Below are 17778 nucleotides of genomic sequence, written 5' to 3'. Positions count from 1 at the left end.
ACACCTCAGAGCCTCAGGTTCCGGGCTTGCGCCCCCACACGTAGACGCGGTCGCCGCGCTTGAGGACGCCCCACAGGCGCTTGGCGTCACGGACGCGGAGATTGACGCAGCCGCGCGAGCCGGGCGGGCTGTAGACGTTCCCGTAGATGCCGTGGAACGCCTGGCCGCCGCTGAAGAACTGGCTGTACGGCATGGGGCTGTTGTACAGCGTCGACCAGTGGTTCTTGTGCTTCCAGTAGACCTTGTGCCAGCCGGTGCGGGTGCGGTTGCCCGCGCGTCCGCTGCGGATGGGCACGGGCCCGTAGACGATCTTCTTGCCCTTGCTGACCCACATCAGCTGGCGCGGCAGGTCCACGCAGGCGAGCCGGTACGCGCGCGTGGGGCACTTCTTCGCGGCGTTGGGGTTCTTGCGGGCGCTGAGCCAGCGCATCCGTGACCAGGTGACGGGTCCGGCGAAGCCGCTGTTGGGGCGGATGCCCTGCCGGGTCTGGAAGGCGCGGACGGCCCGGCAGTCGGCGGCCGACTGCCTGCCGTCGACCTTCAGGCGCAGCCAACGCTCCACCTGGCGCTGGTAGGGGCCGGTCCGCCGGGTGCAGGCGGCCGCCGCGGGCGCGCCGGGCGCCCCGCCGGCCGGGCCCGGCAGGACCACCTCGCCCGGCGGCACGTACTCGACGAGATCGTCGGTCCCGGCCGGTGCGGGCAGCGGCTCGATCGCGTCCTCCTCGGCGCTCGGCTCGTACACGCGCGGCGGCAGCACCTGGTCGGGGGTGTCCATCCGCCACGGGTCGTAGGGCGCGGACGGGACGCCGGGGACGAGTTCCGGGGCCTGGGCGGGGGCGGCGGGCCGGGGCGGCGGCTCGGGGTCGGCGACGGCCTGGCCCGCGGGCAGCGCCACGCAGAGGGCGAGCAGCACGGCGAGCGAGCCGCGCACGGTGGGTCTTGTCATGGGCGTGAGGGAACCCCGGCCGCACGGCCGAACACGGGCACCCGCGCGGCGCGCCTCGCGAAAAGCGATGGATCGGCCTACGTCCGCCTAGGTATCGTAAGCAGAAACCTAGGGCCCCTAGGAACGGTCCCGGGCAGCCCCGGGAGGACGGGACGGAGGACCCGGATGATGGCCAGAGCGGGCCTGACCAGGGAACGCGTGGTGGCGGCCGCCGCCGACCTCGCGGACACGGTCGGCTTCGAGAACATCACCGTCGCGGCGCTCGCCCGCGGCTTCGGCGTGAAGGACGCGAGCCTGTACGCGCACGTCCGCAATCTCTCCGATCTGAGCGCCCGGGTCGCGGTCCTGTCGGGCCTCGACCTCGCGGACCGGATCTCGGACGCGCTGGCGGGCCGCTCGGGGCGCGACGCGCTGCTCGCCTTCGCGCACGCCTACCGCACCTTCGGCCTGGAGCACCCGGGCCGGTACGCGGCGACGCAGCTGCGGCTCGCCCCGTCGGCGCTCGACGACCACCCGGGCCTGCGCCGCAACCTCACCGGCCCCTACGCCCTGCTCCAGGGGTACGGGCTCACGGAACCGGCGCTGACCGACGCGGTGCGGCTGCTGCGCAGCACGTTCCACGGTTTCGTGACCCTGGAACTGGCGGGCGGCTTCCGCCACCACCGGGACGTGGAGCTGTCGTGGGCGAACACCCTGGAGGCGCTGCACATCGCGCTCTCCCACTGGCCGGGCCCCGACACGTCACAGGAGCCGGACCGACAGGAGCCGGCCCCCGGCACGTCACAGGAGAAGGACCCCGACACGTCACAGGAGAAGGACCGTTGATCACCTCGCACACGCTCGCCGTGCCCGGCGCGACCCTGCACCACGAGACCCGCGGCAGCGGCCCCGCCCTGCTCCTGCTGCCCGGCGCGGGCGGCGACGCGGCGGTCCTCGACCCGGTCGCGGACGCCCTCGCCGCGGACTTCACGGTGCTCACGCACGATCCGCGCGGCTACTCGCGCAGCACCCTGGACGGGCCGTGGACCGAGCAGCGGGTGCCGGACCACGCGGACGACGCGCTGCGCCTCCTGGACGCGGTGGCGCCCGGCGAACCGGCGTACGTGGCGGGCGCGTCCAGCGGCGCGATCGTCGCCCTCGACCTCCTGGCCCGCCACCCGGAGCGGCTGCGCGCGGTGGTGGCGCACGAGCCGCCGTCGTGGTCCGTGCTCCCGGACGCGGCCGAGCAGTTGGCGTTCTTCGACGAGGTGTACGAGCTCTTCATGACACAGGGCCTGCAGGCGGCGGGCGAGCGCTTCCTGCACGGCATCGGCGGTGCGATGCGGCCCGCTCCGTGGCTCGCCGACCCCGAACTCCCGCCCCGCACCCAGGAGATGCTCGCGCGTGTGACGGCGAACGCACCCCTCGCGATCCAGTACGAGCACCGCAGCTTCGCGGCATACGTGCCCGATCTGGCGGCGCTCGCGAAGTCGTCCGGAAAACTCACCCTGGCGACGGGCGAGGAGACCCGCCCGCACCTCCCGTCCCGCCCGGCGGCGCTGCTGGCGGACGCGCTGGGCATCCGCCTGGCGGACTTCCCGGGCGCCCACAACGGCTGGTCGACCCATCCGGCCGAAACGGCGGACCTGCTGCGCGCCCACCTTCTGGGGGACACTCGATGACATGCGCACTGCCTACGACGTGGAAACGGTCAGGACCGCCGAACGCGCACTGATGGCGCGCCTGCCGGAAGGCGCCCTGATGCAACGGGCGGCCGCCGGACTCGCCGCCGCCTGCGCCGACCTGCTCGGCAAGGTGTACGGGGCCCGGGTCGCGCTGCTGGTCGGCTCGGGCGACAACGGCGGCGACGCGCTGTACGCCGGCGCCCGCCTGGCCCGCCGCGGCGCCGGGGTCACCGCGCTGCTGCTCGCCCCGGACCGGGCGCACCCCGGCGGCGTCGCGGCGCTGCGCGCGGCGGGCGGCACGGCCTTGGACGCGCAGACCCCGGCGGCGCCGGAGCTCGTGGGCCGGGCCGATCTGGTCCTGGACGGCATCGTGGGCATCGGCGGCAAGGGCGGCCTGCGCCCGCGCGCGGCCCAACTGGCCGAGGCCGCACGGGGACTCGTGGTCGCGGTGGACCTGCCCAGCGGGGTGGACGCGAACACCGGCGAGGTGCACGGCGACGCGGTCCGCGCGGACGCGACGGTCACCTTCGGCACGTACAAGCCGGGCCTGCTGATCGACCCGGCGCGCGAGTACGCGGGCGCGCTCCGGCTGGTGGACATCGGACTCGAACTCCCGCCCGCCGACGCCCGGTTGGAGGCCCTGCAGCACGCGGACGTGGCGGAGCTGCTGCCGAGCCCGACGGGCGAGAGCGACAAGTACCGCCGGGGCGTGGTCGGCGTGGTGGCGGGTTCGGCCCGCTATCCGGGGGCGGCGGTCCTGGCGGTGGCGGGCGCCCTGCACGGCGGCGCGGGCGCGGTGCGCTACGTGGGCCCGGCGGCGGACGCGGTCCTGGCCCGCTTCCCGGAGACGCTGGTGTCGGCGGGACCCCCGGCGAAGGCGGGCCGCGTCCAGTCCTGGGTGATCGGCCCCGGCCTCGGCGACGACGCCTCCGCGCTCCCCGACGTCCTGGCGTCGGACGTGCCGGTGCTGATCGACGCGGACGGCCTGCGTCTGGCGGGCGCCGCCGCCGTGCGCGCCCGGACGGCCCCCACCCTGCTCACCCCGCACGCCGGGGAGGCGGCGGCGCTCCTCGGCGTGGCCCGGGACGAGGTGGAGGGCCAACGCCTGCAATCGGTACGGGAGTTGGCGAAGCGCTATCGGGCCACGACCCTCCTGAAGGGCTCGACAACGCTCGTCGCGGCCCCCTCCGGCGCCGCGGCCCGCGTCAATCCGACCGGCACCCCGTGGCTCGCCACCGCGGGCAGCGGCGACGTGCTCTCGGGCCTGACGGGCTCCCTGCTGGCAGCGGGCCTGCACCCGCTGGACGCGGCGTCGGCGGGCGCGTACCTGCACGGCCTCGCGGCCCGTTTCGCGGCGGACGGGGCGCCGGTGTCGGCCCAGGACGTGGCAGGCGCGGTGCGGGCGGCGTGGCGGAGCGTCCAGGACGGCTGAACCGTCGCGCGGCCCCGCTCACACCGCGATCGGCACGTGCCGCACCGCCCGCCCGCCGTCGTCCAGGATCCGCCCCATGCGCTTGGCCGTGCTCAGGGTGACCGTGCGGTCCTGGACCCGCAGCCGCGGGAAGCGTTCGTCGAGCAGTGACTCCAGGGCCGCGATCCCGTCGAGGTCGCGCAGCCACACGGAGAAGAGCAGGTTGCACGATCCGGTGACGGACGCGCACAGCCGGACCTGCGGCAGCCGGGCGAGCGCCGCGCCGGTCGCGTCGAGCTCGCCGTGCGGGACGGTCGCCCGGTACGTGGTGACGGCCGGCCAGCCCGCGACCTGCTGGGCCAGGTCGCAGCGGACCAGGATCTTCTGGTCGCGCAGTTCACGGGTGAGGCGGCGGCGCACCGTGGACTCGCTCAGGCCGGTGCGCGCGGCGAGTTCGGCCCAGCCGGCGCGTCCGTCGGCGCCGAGCGCGGTCAGCAGCCGGGGGTCGAGAGCGCCGCGCGCCCGGTGCGGCTCCAGGCCGCCGAACCGGGCATGGGCGGCGGGCCGCGCCCCTTCGAGGCGGGCCCGGCCCGCCGGTTCCAGGGCCCGTACCTTCCAGCCGCTGCCCTCCCGGTAGACGCGGATGCCGAGCCGGGTGCGGGTGGACCGGACGCCGGGCAGCAGGCCGAGGTCGGTGCGCACGCGGCGGCCGAGGGAGGGCAGATCGGCCGCCGCGACGGTCAGGAACAGGTCGAAGTCGCCGACGACGTGCTCGACGCTGAGCACCCACGGCAGGCCCGTGAGCCGCTCGCTCAGCTCGGCGAGGCGGCGCGGCCTGCACGTGACCTCGATGTAGCCGACGGCCGCGAACACCGGGCCCGCGTACGCCGTGACCCAGGCGAGGCCCGCGCCCTCCAGGCGCGCCCAGCGGCGGGCCGCGGTCGTCGCGTCGATGCCGACGGCCGGCCCGATCCGGGTCCAGGGGGCGCGGGGGTCGGTCTGCAGGGCGTCGACCAGCGCGAGGTCGAGCTCCTCGAAGCCGGTCCCGTCACGGCCGACGTCACCGACGTCACCGACGTCACCGACGTCACCGACGTCACCGACAACATCGGCACCACCGGCGTCACCGGCGGAATCCGGCTTCGAAGCGGTCTGCCTGCCGGTTTCCTGCATTCTTCGCGCCTTTCTGTGCGGTGGCCGGACTCTGTCCCCACTTCCGAGCCGCACCACCTGCCCGCGACGCCCACTCTAGAAGGAGTGCCCGTGGCTCCACCGGCCCCGCCCCGTGCCAGGGAGCGCCTCGACCGAGGCGCGAAGATCACGGTCGCGCTGCTCTTCGGCGCCTGGCTGATCGACTACGTCGACCGGCTCGTCATCAATCTCGCGCTCCCCTCGATCGGCGAGGAGTTCGACCTCAGCCGCACCGAACAGGGGCTCGCCGTCTCGGCGTTCTTCCTCGCCTACGCCGCCTTCCAGATCCCCGGCGGGATGCTCGCCGACCGGTTCGGCGCCAAGCGGGTCACCTGCTGGGCGCTGCTGGTCTGGTCGGCGTTCACCGCGCTGACCGGGCTCGCCGGGTCGTTCGCGATGCTGCTCGTGGTGCGGTTCCTGTTCGGGGCGGCGGAGGGGATCTTCCCCGGCGCCTCGATGAAGGCCGTCACCGAGCGGACCACGCCGGGCCAGCGGATGAGCGCCAACGGTGTCGTGCAGTCCGCGAACGCCGTCGGCGCCGTGGTCGCGCCGCTGGTCGCGGCCCCGCTGATCATCCACTTCGGCTGGCGCTCGGCGTTCTTCACCGTGGCGGGCGTCGGGGTGTTCGTGCTGGCGGCGGTCCGGCTGTGGCTGCCGGGACCGCGGACCGGGCAGGACTCCGGCGCCCCGGTGGCCCGGACGTCCGGCGGCACCCGCGCCGTGCTGCGCTCCCCCGCCATGTGGGGCTTCGCCGCGATGTTCTTCGGCTACGACATCATCGTCTGGGGCCTGAACACCTGGGTGCCCTCGTATCTGAGCCAGGAGCGGGGCATCTCGCTGACCTCGGCCGGTGCGCTGGCGGTGGTCCCGGCGGGCGCGGCGGCCGTCGCGGTGATCGTCGGCGGCCGGCTCTCGGACCGGCTCGAAGGGCGGCAGCGGCTGATCGTGGTGCCCGCCATGACCGTGGCCGCGATCGCCCTGGTCCTGATGGCGACGGCGCCGACGACGACCGCGTTCATCGCGTGGATGACCGTGGCGACCGCCTCGTCCTCGCTCTCGTACATGCCCGTCTTCGCGGTGCCGCTGCGCAGCCTGCCGCCCGCGCTCACCGGCGCGGGGGCCGGGCTGATCACCTTCGGCGGGCAGTTCGCCGGGGTCGTGGCGCCCACCGCGATGGGCCTGCTCGCGGACCGCGCGGGCTTCGCCGCCGCCTTCGGGTTCCTGGTCCTGGGCGCCGTACTGGCCGCCGTGCTCGCCCTGGTCACCCCGCAGGACTCGGCCGCCTTCCGCCGCTCCCTCGGCCTGCCCGGGCCGACGGACACGCCCGCCCCCGTGGAACTCGTAGAAAGCGAGCAGCACTCATGACCGGTCTCGACACCCTCCTGCCGTCCCTGCGGGAGCTGTACCAGGACCTGCACGCCCACCCCGAGCTCTCGCTCCAGGAGACCCGGACGGCCGCGCTCGTCGCCTCCCGGCTGCGGGCGCAGGACGGCTGGGAGGTGACCGAGGGGGTCGGCGGCACCGGGGTCGTGGGCGTGCTCCGCAACGGCGAGGGCCCGACCGTGCTGGTGCGCGCGGACATGGACGGCCTGCCGGTCCTGGAGGCGACCGGCCTGCCGTACGCGTCCGTGGACCGGGCCACCGACCGCGACGGCAACGACGTACCGACGATGCACGCCTGCGGCCACGACATGCACGTCACGTGTCTGCTGGGCGTGACGGAGCTGCTCGCCGCGGAGCGGGCGGACTGGCGCGGCACGGTCGTCGCCGTGTTCCAGCCCGCCGAGGAGACCGGCGAGGGCGCCCGGAACATGCTCGACGACGGCTTCGCCGAGCGCTTCCCCACGCCCGACGTCTGTCTCGGCCAGCACGTGGGCCCGTTCCCGACGGGCGTCGCCGTGACCCGGCCCGGCGCGCTGATGGCGGCGTCCGACAGCTTCCGGGTGCGGCTCTTCGGCCGGGGCGGGCACGGCTCGTCGCCCGAGTCGACGGTCGACCCGGTGGTGATGGCGGCGGCGGTCGTGCTGCGCCTGCAGACGGTGGTCTCGCGCGAGGTCGGCGCCTCGCAGGCGGCCGTGGTGACGGTCGGCTCGATCCACTCCGGCACGAAGGAGAACATCATCCCGGACGAGGCGGAGCTCAAGCTCAACATCCGCTCCGTCGACCCCGTCGTGCGCGAGAAGGTGCTCGCGGCGGTGCGCCGTGTCATCGAGGCCGAGGCGGCGGCGTCCGGCGCCCCGAAGCCGCCGGAGATCACCCCGCTCAACGCGTTCCCGCTCACGGTGAACACGCACGCCGCGACCGACGCGACGATCACCGCGCTGCGCGAGGTGCTCGGCGACGGGGCGGTGCTCACTCTCCCCCACCCCATCAACGGCAGCGAGGACTTCGGCCTGTTCGGCACCGGGCTCGGCGCCCCGTCGGTGTTCTGGCACTTCGGCGGCGCCGACCCGGCCGCGTTCGCCGGCGTCGACGCGGACACGCTGGCCACACGCGGACTGCCCGCGTCGATCCCGATGAACCACTCGCCGCTGTACGCGCCGCTCCAGGACCCGACGATCGAGCTGGGTGTCCGCGCCCTGCTCGGCGCGGCCCGCGCCTGGCTCGCCCCGGCCGTGTAGAGCCTGTGTCTGAACCGCCGTCGTCCGCCCGAAGGGCGGGCGCAGCGGCGTCCGGTGCGTGCGATCGCCGTGCGCGCCGGGCGTCGGGGCGCAGCCAGGGGTTCAGACACAGGCTCTGACGCCGGGCTACGCCTCCGCCACCACCACGGCGGAGGCGACCCCCGCGTCATGGCTCAGCGACACGTGGAACGACCGCACCCCGAGCTCGGCGGCCCGCGCCGCCACGGTCCCGCTGACCCGCAGCCGGGGCTGCCCGCTCTCCTCGACGTACACCTCGGCGTCGGCCCAGCGCAGCCCCTTCGGCGCCCCCAGCGCCTTGGCCGCCGCCTCCTTCGCCGCGAACCGGGCGGCCAGCGAGGCGACCCCGCGCCGCTCGCCGCTGGGCAGCAGCAGCTCCGCGTCCGTGAACAGCCGCCCGGCCATCCCTGGCGTGCGCTCCAGCGCCGCCGCGAACCGCTCGATCTCGGCCACGTCGATTCCGACCCCGATGATGCTCATGGCGAGCACCTTACGGAGCCGGGAGGAGGAGGGCGGACAGCGCCGGGAGCCGGCGCCCCCGCGAAAGGTCTTCCAGGCTTCGTGGAAGGCGTCCACGCCCCGGCCCGCGGCCCGGTCGAACGCGTCGGCGGCCCCGGCCCGCGCGGCCTCGATGACGGCCCAGAGCGCGTCGTCGTCCATGGCCGCGCACTGTGCCACGGCCCACTGACAACCGGCCCCGGCTACTCCACCGTCACCGACTTCGCCAGATTGCGCGGCTGGTCCACCTCGTTGCCCCGCGCCGTCGCCAGCTCGCACGCGAAGACCTGCAGCGGCACCGTCGCGACCAGCGGCTGGAGCAGCGTGGGCGTCGCCGGTACGCGCACCAGATGGTCCGCGTAGGGGACGACCGCCTCGTCGCCCTCCTCCGCGATCACGATCGTGCGGGCCCCGCGCGCCCGGATCTCCTGGATGTTGGAGACGATCTTGTCGTGCAGGACGGACCGGCCGCGCGGCGACGGCACGACCACCACCACCGGCACCCCGTCCTCGATCAGCGCGATCGGCCCGTGCTTGAGCTCGCCCGCCGCGAAACCCTCGGCGTGCATGTACGCGAGCTCCTTGAGCTTCAGGGCGCCCTCCAGGGCGACCGGGTAGCCCACGTGCCGGCCCAGGAACAGCACCGTGTCCTGATCCGCCAGCGAACGGGCCAGCTCGCGCACCGGCTCCATCGTCTCCAGGACCCGCTCGACCTCCTCGGCCATGCGTGCCAGCTCCCGTACGACGGCCAGGATCTCGTCGCCCCACTTGGTGCCCCGCACCTGGCCCAGGTAGAGCGCGACCAGGTAGCAGGCCACCAGCTGCGTCAGGAACGCCTTGGTGGAGGCGACGGCGACCTCGGGCCCGGCGTGCGTGTACAGGACGGCGTCGGACTCGCGCGGGATCGTCGAGCCGTTGGTGTTGCAGATGGCCAAGGCCGTGGCGCCCTGTTCGCGCGCGTGGCGCAGCGCCATCAGCGTGTCCATCGTCTCGCCGGACTGCGAGATCGCGATGACCAGCGAACGGGCGTCGAGGATCGGGTCCCGGTAGCGGAACTCGCTCGCCAGCTCCACCTCGCACGGGATCCGGGTCCAGTGCTCGATGGCGTACTTGGCGATGAGCCCCGCGTGGAAGGCGGTGCCGCACGCCACGATGACGACCTTGTCGACCATCCTCAACACCTGGGTGGGGATGCGCAGTTCGTCGAGCGTGAGCTGTCCCTCGGCGCCGATCCGGCCGAGCAGCGTGTCCGCGACGGCCTTCGGCTGCTCGGCGATCTCCTTGAGCATGAAGTAGTCGTAGCCGCCCTTCTCGGCGGCGGAGGCGTCCCAGTCGACGTGGTACCTGCGCACGTCGGCGGCCCGCCCGTCGAAGTCCGTCACCGTCACCGCGTCCCGGCGCAGCTCGACGACCTGGTCCTGGCCCAGCTCGATCGCGGAGCGGGTGTGCGCGATGAACGCGGCCACGTCGGAGGCCAGGAACGCCTCGCCCTCCCCCACGCCCACCACGAGCGGCGAGTTGCGGCGCGCGCCCACGACCACGTCCGGCGCGTCCGCGTGCACCGCGACCAGCGTGAACGCGCCCTCCAGACGGCGGCACACCCGGCGCATCGCCTCCGCCAGGTCGCCCGCGAACTCCTCGCCGAGCAGATGCGCGACGACCTCGGTGTCCGTCTCGGAGGCGAGCCGGTGCCCGCGCCCGGCCAGCTCCTCGCGCAGCGCCGCGAAGTTCTCGATGATGCCGTTGTGGACGACGGCGACCCGGGAGGCGTTGTCCAGGTGCGGGTGCGCGTTGGCGTCCGTGGGCCCGCCGTGGGTGGCCCAGCGGGTGTGCCCGATGCCGGTGGCGCCGACCGGCAGCGGCCGGTCCACCAGCGCCTTCTCCAGATTGGCGAGCTTTCCGGCCTTCTTGACCGAGGCGAGCGCCCCCTCGGAGACGACCGCGATCCCCGCCGAGTCGTATCCCCGGTACTCCAGGCGCTTCAGTCCCGCCAGCACCACGTCATGAGCCGACTGTGAACCTACGTATCCCACGATTCCGCACATACGTCGCAGCGTAGGCCCGTACGGTGCGAGTTCAGCGGCCCCACGCGATCCGGTCCCGCGCGTCCTGGAGGAGGCCCAGGTACTCGGCCTCCTCGCAGCGCGGCTTGCTGCCCATCTCGTACAGGTCGAGGCAGTCGTCGAGGTCCTCGCCGATGTCCTCGTCCGGCAGATCGAGCGCGAGCTCGCTGCGGACCCGGCCCGCCCAGTCGTCGTCGCGGCCCGCTCCGCCCCACGCCCGGACGAAGGCGGGCATCCGGGGCAGGCGTGGACGCGGCGGAAGAGGGAGTCGGTGGAGACGGTGAGCGGTGTGAGAAGCCCGGGACGCACGGGCAGCACGGGCAACACGGAGTACGGACATCGCGGCTTTCCTCCCGCCCCGCGGGACCGGCTCCGTCCCACGGGTCTCCCCGGAACGTATCGCCGCCTCCACCCCGGGTCCATACCTGTGCGCATGCTGTGACGGCCGGGCGCCGTGGGACCACCCGGCGTGACGCACCCCACCTCCACGTCCCGCCACACAGCCGTAACAATGGACTGTGATCTCACCGGTCTCCGAAAACCTGCGGAGCGCCCACCGGCACCGGCCGGAGGCGACTCCCTACGTCGACCTCACCCGCTCCGAGTGGAGCGCCCTGCGCGACAAGACGCCGCTGCCGCTCACCGCCGAGGAACTGGAGCGGCTGCGCGGCCTCGGCGACGTCATCGACCTCGACGAGGTCCGCGACATCTATCTGCCGCTCTCCCGCCTCCTGAACCTGTACGTCGGCGCCACCGACGGCCTGCGCGGCGCGCTCAACACCTTCCTCGGCGACGCCGGCAAGAAGGGCTCCCAGTCGGGCACGCCCTTCGTCATAGGAGTCGCCGGGTCGGTGGCGGTCGGCAAGTCGACCGTGGCCCGACTGCTGCAGGCCCTGCTGTCGCGCTGGCCCGAGCACCCGCGCGTGGAGCGGGTGACGACGGACGGCTTCCTGCTGCCGACCAAGGAGCTCCAGGCCCGCGGCCTGATGTCGCGCAAGGGCTTCCCCGAGTCGTACGACCGCCGGGCCCTGACCCGGTTCGTCGCCGACATCAAGGCGGGCAAGGACGAGGTCACCGCCCCCGTCTACTCCCACCTGATCTACGACATCGTCCCGGACGAGCGGCTTGTGGTGCGCCGCCCCGACATCCTCATCGTCGAGGGCATCAACGTGCTGCAGCCCGCCCTGCCCGGCAAGGACGGCCGCACCCGCGTCGGCCTCGCGGACTTCTTCGACTTCAGTGTGTACGTGGACGCGCGCGAGGAGGACATCCAGCGCTGGTACCTCAACCGCTTCAAGAAGCTGCGCGCGACGGCGTTCCAGAACCCGTCCTCGTACTTCCAGAAGTACACGCAGGTCTCGGAGGAGGAGGCACTCGACTACGCGCGCACGACCTGGCGCACCGTCAACAAGGTCAACCTGCTGGAGAACGTGGCGCCGACGCGCGGCCGCGCGAGCCTCGTCATCACCAAGGGCCCCGACCACAAGGTGCAGCGCCTGCGTCTGCGCAAGCTCTAGTCGCCGACCCTGCCGCTGCTGTTAAAAAGGCGTCATGCTGCATCTGCGTCTGATCACCCCGCCCGACACGACCGACGACGTGCTGCGCCTGATCGACAAGACGGTCGGCACCACGCATCTCGCGGTGGTGCCGGGCGCGGCCCGCAACCCGGCGGGCGACGTCGTGATGTGCGACGTCGCCCGCGAGGCCGGGGACGAGCTCATCGCGGGACTGCGGGAGCTGGGCATCGACGAGTCCGGCTCGATCGCCGTGGAGAACATCGACCTGTCGCTCTCCCAGCGCGCCGACAAGGCGGAGGAGGACGCACCGGGCGAGGGCGCGGACGCGGTCATCTGGGAGCAGCTGACGGACGCCACGCACGAGGAGTCCACGCTCTCGGTGACGTATCTGGCCTTCATGGTGATCGCCACCATGATCGCGGCCTGCGGTGTGGTGCTCGACAACGCGATCCTGATCGTCGGCGCGATGGCCGTCGGCCCCGACTTCGGCCCGGTCGCGGGTCTGTGCACCTCGCTGGTGCGACGCGCCCCGCGCCTGGCCCTGCGCTCACTGGTGGCGCTGCTGGTCGGGTTCCTGGTGTCGATGGTGGTGACGGTGGGCTTCAGCGCCTTCATGGACGCCGTGCACCTGTTCAGCGACGCCCAGGTGGAGGCGGACCGCCCGAACACCAGCTTCATCTACAACCCCGACTGGTTCTCGTTCGTGGTGGCGGTCCTCGCGGGCGCCGCGGGCACCCTCTCGCTCACCTCGGCGAAGTCGGGCGCCCTGGTCGGCGTCGCCATCTCGGTGACGACGGTCCCGGCGGCGGCGAACGCGGCGGTGGCCTTCAGCTACGACGAGTACCGCCAGGCGTGGGGCTCGACGGAACAGCTCCTGCTGAACCTGCTCGGCATCGTCCTGGCGGGCACCCTGACCCTCCTGGCCCAGAAGTGGTTCTGGGCCAGGAAGAAGAGGGCGACGGCTGCAGCGGCCCCCGGGGCCTAGCCCAGCGCCGACTTCACGACATCGGCGAGCCGCCCCGCGACGGACCGGGCCTGCTCGATGTCGGCGGCCTCGACCATCACGCGCACCAGCGGCTCGGTCCCCGAGGAACGCAGCAGCACCCGCCCGGTCGACCCGAGCTCCCGCTCCGCGTCGGCCACCGCGGTGGCGATCTCCGGGGCCGAGCCCACCCGGGACTTGTCGACGTCCGGGACGTTGATGAGCACCTGCGGCAGCCGCTCCATGACGGACGCGAGGTCCTTGAGCGAACGCCCGGTCTGCGCGACCCGCGCCGCGAGCAGCAGCCCGGTGAGCGTGCCGTCACCGGTGGTGGCGTGGTCCAGCACGATGACGTGCCCCGACTGCTCACCGCCGAGCGCGAACCCGTGCTCCTTCATGTTCTCCAGGACGTACCGGTCGCCGACCGCGGTCTGCACGAGCGTGATGCCCGCGCGCTCCATGGCGAGCTTCAGCCCCAGGTTCGACATGACGGTCGCGACAACGGTGTCGTGCCGCAGCGCGCCCCGCTCCTTCATCGCGAGCGACAGCACGGCCATGATCTGGTCGCCGTCGACCTCGGACCCGGTGTGGTCCACGGCCAGGCAGCGGTCGGCGTCACCGTCGTGCGCGATGCCGAAGTCGGCCTTCTGCTCGACGACGGCGGCCTTCAGCAGGTCCAGGTGGGTGGAGCCGCAGCCGTCGTTGATGTTGAGCCCGTCCGGCTCGGCGCCGATGGTGACGATCTCGGCCCCGGCCCGCGTGAACGCCTCGGGCGAGACGCGGGACGCGGCGCCGTGCGCCTCGTCGAGCACGATCTTCAGCCCGTCGAGCCGGTTCGGCAGGACGCCCACCAGGTGGGCGATGTACTGGTCGAGTCCCTCGTCGTACGACTTCACGCGGCCGACGCCGGCCCCCGTCGGGCGGTCCCAGGGGGCGCCGGTGCGGTGCTCCTCGTAGACCGACTCGATGCGCTCCTCCAGCGTGTCGTCCAGCTTGTGGCCGCCGCGCGCGAGGAACTTGATGCCGTTGTCCGGCATGGCGTTGTGGCTCGCGGAGAGCATCACGCCGAGGTCGGCGTTCAACGCGCCGGTGAGATACGCCACCGCCGGGGTGGGCAGCACACCGACGCGCAGGACGTCGACGCCCGCGCTGGCCAGGCCCGCGACGACCGCGGCCTCCAGGAACTCGCCCGAGGCCCGCGGATCACGGCCGACCACGGCCACGGGACGGTGCCCCTCGAAGCTGCCCGCCTCACCGAGTACGTGCGCCGCGGCCACCGACAGGCCGAGGGCCATCTCGGCGGTGAGGTCCGCATTGGCGACACCGCGCACACCGTCCGTGCCGAAGAGTCGTCCCACTGGTGTCCTCCGAACTGAAAAAAGATGGTCCATAAGCCGAACGCCCCGGCAGCACGCAATGTGCCGCCGGGGCGAACGGGAAAAACAAGCAGGCAGCGAGATTTAGCGCTTGCTGTACTGCGGGGCCTTGCGGGCCTTCTTGAGACCGGCCTTCTTGCGCTCGACCGCACGGTCGTCACGCTTGAGGTAACCGGCCTTCTTGAGCGCCGGACGGTTGTTGTCCACGTCGGCCTCGTTCAGCGCGCGGGCGACACCGAGACGCAGGGCACCGGCCTGGCCGGAGACGCCGCCACCCGAGATGCGGGCGATGACGTCGTAGCGGCCGTCGAGCTCGAGCACCTTGAAGGGCTCGTTGACTTCCTGCTGGTGGACCTTGTTCGGGAAGTAGTCCTCGAGCGTGCGCCCGTTGACCTTCCACTTGCCCGTGCCCGGCACGATGCGGACGCGCGCGATGGCGTTCTTGCGACGGCCCAGGCCGGCGGCCGGCTGCGGGTCACCGAAGCGGGCGGGGTTGGACTCCGAGGTGTACTCGCCCTCGACAGGCGCGTCCGACTCGGTGGTGTAGCTCTCGACGTCGACGATCTCGGTCTCTTCGACCGGCGTCTCGGCAGTGGTCTCGGCCACGATGCTCCTCAGATTCTTTTCTGTCTTAGGGGTGTGGCCGGAACTACTGCGCGACCTGGGTGATCTCGAACGGCACCGGCTGCTGGGCAGCGTGCGGGTGCGTGTCGCCCGAGTAGACCTTCAGCTTCGAGAGCATCTGACGGCCCAGGGTGTTCTTGGGGATCATGCCCTTGATGGCCTTCTCGACGGCCTTCTCCGGGTTCTTCGCCAGCAGCTCGTCGTAACGGACGGAGCGCAGACCACCCGGGAAGCCGGAGTGGCGGTACGCCAGCTTCTGGGTCTTCTTGTTGCCGGACAGGTGAACCTTGTCGGCGTTGATGATGATGACGAAGTCGCCCATGTCCATGTGCGGGGCATAGGTCGGCTTGTGCTTGCCACGGAGGAGGTTCGCGGCAGTGGTGGCCAGACGGCCCAGGACGACGTCCTGCGCGTCAATGACGTGCCACTGGCGAGTCACATCGCCGGGCTTGGGGCTGTACGTACGCACTTAGCAGCCTTCTTCTTCAGTGGATGGGTGCTGAAAATGGCATCACTGAAGCGATCGTGCAGCTGGGGACGACAGTGCCGGGTTCAGCGCCCGTATGCCGCCCACTGGTAACTGCTCCAGGGAACCCGTGTACCGGCGACTCACATGAGAATGAGCGAACCAATACACATAACGACTAGGCACGATACCCGCGACGACCCGGACGGGTCAAAACGCGGTCGGCGCCCCGTCTAAGATGCGCCCCATGAGTTTCGGGCAGGGGGGACCCCAGTGGGGGCCCAGTGGCACGAGTGGCAACGGCGGCGCACCGGACTGGGCCGCGCTCGCCGAGGCCTCGGAGGCGCGGGCGCGCAAGAAGCGCTGGATGCTGATCGGCGGGGCCGTCGTGGCCACGCTCGCCGTCGGCTCGGCGGTCGCCTGGGGCATCGTCTCCGCGAACAAGAGCGGCAACGACGGCAACAAGTCGGCCGACCAGCTGCCGAGCTCCGCCGACATCCCCAGCGCGGAGAAGACGAAGGAGCCGTCCTTCGCCCCGACCTCCGCGCCGCCCCCGCTGGACCCGAACGACTTCATCGACAGCGCGGCCAAGGACACGGCGCCGCTCAGCGCGGACACCCTCTTCCCCGGCAAGACGCTCACCGTCGGCGGCACCGTCTACAAGAAGGGCGCCACGTCCAGCACCCAGGACTGCAAGTCCGTGGGGACCAAGAGCGTGGTGACGGTACTGGCGAAGAACGACTGCACGCGGGTCATCCGGGCCACGTACTTCAAGGGTGGCGACGCCGTCACCGTCGGAGTGGCGGTCTTCGGCACCAAGGCCCAGGCGGCCCGTGCGAAGAGCCAGTACTCCGACGGCGGCATCGTCGCTCTGCCCGGCTCCGGCGTCCCCGCGTTCTGCCGGACGTCGGTCTGCCGCCAGACCGTCAACTCCGTCGGCCGCTACACCTACTTCTCCACCAGCGGCAACACGGACGGCACGAACGCCACGAAGCAGGACAGCGCCCTGTTCGCCCTCGGTGACGCCGCCACGGAGTACACGTTCCAGCAGATCAAGAGGCGCGGCGAGACGCAGGCCTCGGCGGCGGCGACGGCGGGCTGAGCACCCTCAGCATCAGCGTCTCCTCCACCGACTCCACGAAGGCGGCCGTGTCGTAGCCGTGCGCCGGGGCCGCGGCCGCCCGGGGGGCCTTCTGGAAGACCCAGGTGCGGTACGACCAGAAGCGGAACAGGGTCGCGACGCCGATCCCGGTGAACTTGGAGAAGTTGCTCCACAGGGCGTCGTGCAGGCCGAGCCCGTACGTCGCCCCGTAGAGCACCCCGTTCTCGATCAGCAGGCCGACGGCGCTGAAGAAGGCGAACAGGGCCATCTCGCGCCGCCGGCTGACCGCCGACTCCCGGTCCCGGTACGTGAAGTACCGGAACCCGATGTAGTTCCCGACGATCGCGATCGCGGTGGCGGCGACACTGGCGCGCACCGTCTGCAGATCCGTGGCCCAGCGCAGCAGATTGAACGCGGCGAGGTTCACGGCGATGCCGAGCAGCCCGACCACGCCGAACTTGGCGATCTCGGCGTACAGCCTGCTCAGTGCGGACGGGGCGCCCCCGTGCCGCCCGCTCATCGGCGGTATCGGCGGCGCAGCCGCAGCGGGATCATGGCCGACTCGATCTGGGTGCCGAGGCTCATCTTGGAGACGCCCTCGGTCCGCTCCTCGAACCGGATCGGGATCTCGACGACCTGGCAGCCACCGCGTACGGCCTTGAACTTCAGCTCCACCTGGAAGCTATAGCCGGCGCTGTCCAGCGAGTGGACGTCGACGGCCGTGAGCACGTCCGCGCGCCACATCGTGAAGCCGGCGGTGATGTCGGAGATCTGGTGGGTGCCCAGGACGGTGCGCGCGTAGCCGTTGGCGAACTTCGACAGCGCCTTGCGGTGCCAGCCCCATTCCTCGTCGAGCGACCCCCCGGCCACGTACCGGCTGCCGATCACGAGCCCCGCGTCGGCCTCGATCGCGGCCTCCAGCATCCGCGGGAGCGCTTCCGCGGGATGCGAACCGTCGGCGTCCATCTGCACGACGTACGCCGCCCCCTCGGCGAGCGCCGCGCTCATCCCGGCCGCGTACGCCCGTCCGAGCCCGTCCTTCTCCACCCGGTGCAGCACGCTCATCCTGCGCCGCCCGTCGGCGTTGTACTTCTCGGCGAGCTCCTCGGCGATCCGCCCGGTGCCGTCCGGGCTGGAGTCGTCGACGACCTTGAGGTGCAGATCCGGCACCTGCTGCCCGAGCACCAGCTCGGCGGTGCGCGGCAGACTCGCGGCCTCGTTGTAGGTCGGCATCACCACGGTGACGGGGGCGGCGGGTCTCCCCCGACCCTGGCCGCCCGGTGCGTACGTCATGTCTTC

Annotated in this window: 18 protein-coding genes; 8 read left to right on the top strand and 10 right to left on the bottom strand. The window is 72.6% G+C overall.

Features of this window, described 5'->3' with window-relative positions:
• Positions 1 to 13: 13 nt before the first annotated feature.
• Positions 14 to 946, bottom strand: coding sequence for a L,D-transpeptidase (locus J3486_RS27910; RefSeq protein WP_207825024.1), 933 nt, complete (start codon positions 944 to 946; stop codon positions 14 to 16).
• A gap of 168 nt (positions 947 to 1114) precedes the next feature.
• Here J3486_RS27910 and J3486_RS27905 point away from each other — a divergent pair, with 168 nt between their 5' ends.
• From J3486_RS27905 to J3486_RS27895, 3 genes are read left to right on the top strand one after another with little or no spacing between them, the layout of a single operon-like run.
• Positions 1115 to 1771, top strand: a complete 657-nt coding sequence (locus tag J3486_RS27905) for a TetR/AcrR family transcriptional regulator (protein WP_229378732.1) — start codon at positions 1115 to 1117, stop codon at positions 1769 to 1771.
• Positions 1768 to 2607 carry an alpha/beta fold hydrolase gene (locus tag J3486_RS27900; RefSeq protein ID WP_207825022.1) on the top strand — a complete coding sequence of 280 codons (840 nt, stop codon included), beginning with the start codon at positions 1768 to 1770 and terminating at the stop codon, positions 2605 to 2607. Before J3486_RS27905 ends, J3486_RS27900 begins: the two co-directional genes overlap by 4 nt.
• A gap of 1 nt (position 2608) precedes the next feature.
• Entirely contained in the window at positions 2609 to 4042 is a 1434-nt protein-coding gene (locus J3486_RS27895) for an NAD(P)H-hydrate dehydratase (protein ID WP_207825019.1), read from the top strand.
• A gap of 18 nt (positions 4043 to 4060) precedes the next feature.
• Here J3486_RS27895 and J3486_RS27890 read toward each other — a convergent pair whose 3' ends face one another.
• On the bottom strand, positions 4061 to 5194 hold the full coding sequence (locus J3486_RS27890) for an Lrp/AsnC family transcriptional regulator (RefSeq protein ID WP_207825017.1): 1134 nt from the start codon (positions 5192 to 5194) through the stop codon (positions 4061 to 4063).
• Between the two features lie 90 nt (positions 5195 to 5284).
• On the opposite strand from J3486_RS27890, the gene J3486_RS27885 reads away from it, so the two are divergent.
• Entirely contained in the window at positions 5285 to 6577 is a 1293-nt protein-coding gene (locus J3486_RS27885) for an MFS transporter (RefSeq protein ID WP_207825015.1), read from the top strand.
• Positions 6574 to 7833 carry an amidohydrolase gene (locus J3486_RS27880; protein ID WP_207825013.1) on the top strand — a complete coding sequence of 420 codons (1260 nt, stop codon included), beginning with the start codon at positions 6574 to 6576 and terminating at the stop codon, positions 7831 to 7833. The genes J3486_RS27885 and J3486_RS27880 overlap by 4 nt, the downstream gene beginning before the upstream one ends.
• 126 nt (positions 7834 to 7959) lie before the next feature.
• Here the strand turns inward: J3486_RS27880 and J3486_RS27875 are convergent, their stop codons facing one another.
• The 3 genes from J3486_RS27875 to J3486_RS27865 all read right to left on the bottom strand — a co-directional run bounded on the left by J3486_RS27875 (position 7960) and on the right by J3486_RS27865 (position 10647).
• Positions 7960 to 8331 (bottom strand): holo-ACP synthase, encoded by a 372-nt coding sequence (locus tag J3486_RS27875; RefSeq protein ID WP_207825254.1) that lies wholly within the window; start codon positions 8329 to 8331, stop codon positions 7960 to 7962.
• A 221-nt stretch (positions 8332 to 8552) separates the two neighbouring features.
• On the bottom strand, positions 8553 to 10394 hold the full coding sequence (glmS, locus tag J3486_RS27870; RefSeq protein WP_207825010.1) for a glutamine--fructose-6-phosphate transaminase (isomerizing): 1842 nt from the start codon (positions 10392 to 10394) through the stop codon (positions 8553 to 8555).
• A gap of 31 nt (positions 10395 to 10425) precedes the next feature.
• The gene (locus J3486_RS27865) at positions 10426 to 10647 is read right to left on the bottom strand and encodes a hypothetical protein (RefSeq protein ID WP_207825008.1); all 222 of its coding nucleotides are present in this window, start codon (positions 10645 to 10647) and stop codon (positions 10426 to 10428) included.
• Between the two features lie 283 nt (positions 10648 to 10930).
• Here J3486_RS27865 and coaA point away from each other — a divergent pair, with 283 nt between their 5' ends.
• Positions 10931 to 11929: a type I pantothenate kinase gene (coaA, locus tag J3486_RS27860; RefSeq protein ID WP_207825006.1), complete on the top strand. Its 999-nt coding sequence runs from the start codon at positions 10931 to 10933 to the stop codon at positions 11927 to 11929.
• A 34-nt stretch (positions 11930 to 11963) separates the two neighbouring features.
• A complete protein-coding gene (locus J3486_RS27855) occupies positions 11964 to 12914 on the top strand; it encodes a DUF389 domain-containing protein (RefSeq protein ID WP_207825004.1) in 951 nt (316 codons plus the stop codon).
• Here J3486_RS27855 and glmM read toward each other — a convergent pair.
• The 3 genes from glmM to rplM all read right to left on the bottom strand — a co-directional run bounded on the left by glmM (position 12911) and on the right by rplM (position 15380).
• A complete protein-coding gene (glmM, locus tag J3486_RS27850; RefSeq protein WP_207825003.1) occupies positions 12911 to 14269 on the bottom strand; it encodes a phosphoglucosamine mutase in 1359 nt (452 codons plus the stop codon). The genes J3486_RS27855 and glmM overlap by 4 nt on opposite strands.
• A 102-nt stretch (positions 14270 to 14371) precedes the next feature.
• Positions 14372 to 14893: a 30S ribosomal protein S9 gene (gene rpsI / locus J3486_RS27845; protein ID WP_018528376.1), complete on the bottom strand. Its 522-nt coding sequence runs from the start codon at positions 14891 to 14893 to the stop codon at positions 14372 to 14374.
• Positions 14894 to 14936: 43 nt separating this feature from the next.
• Positions 14937 to 15380 (bottom strand): 50S ribosomal protein L13, encoded by a 444-nt coding sequence (gene rplM, locus J3486_RS27840; RefSeq protein ID WP_207825001.1) that lies wholly within the window; start codon positions 15378 to 15380, stop codon positions 14937 to 14939.
• A gap of 244 nt (positions 15381 to 15624) precedes the next feature.
• Here rplM and J3486_RS27835 point away from each other — a divergent pair, with 244 nt between their 5' ends.
• Complete coding sequence (locus J3486_RS27835) at positions 15625 to 16479, top strand: hypothetical protein (RefSeq protein ID WP_207824999.1); 855 nt, start codon at positions 15625 to 15627, stop codon at positions 16477 to 16479.
• On the opposite strand, the gene J3486_RS27830 is transcribed toward J3486_RS27835, so the two are convergent.
• Complete coding sequence (locus J3486_RS27830) at positions 16430 to 16999, bottom strand: GtrA family protein (RefSeq protein WP_207824989.1); 570 nt, start codon at positions 16997 to 16999, stop codon at positions 16430 to 16432. The genes J3486_RS27835 and J3486_RS27830 overlap by 50 nt on opposite strands.
• Positions 16996 to 17772 carry a polyprenol monophosphomannose synthase gene (locus J3486_RS27825; RefSeq protein ID WP_207824987.1) on the bottom strand — a complete coding sequence of 259 codons (777 nt, stop codon included), beginning with the start codon at positions 17770 to 17772 and terminating at the stop codon, positions 16996 to 16998. Before J3486_RS27825 ends, J3486_RS27830 begins: the two co-directional genes overlap by 4 nt.
• Positions 17773 to 17778: the final 6 nt, after the last annotated feature.

The sequence above is a fragment of the Streptomyces sp. VRA16 Mangrove soil genome, from assembly GCF_017377775.1.
In the GTDB taxonomy this organism is placed as follows: domain Bacteria; phylum Actinomycetota; class Actinomycetes; order Streptomycetales; family Streptomycetaceae; genus Streptomyces.
The sequence above is the reverse complement of the archived record's forward strand: the minus strand, read 5'-3'. Positions and strand labels throughout refer to the sequence as shown.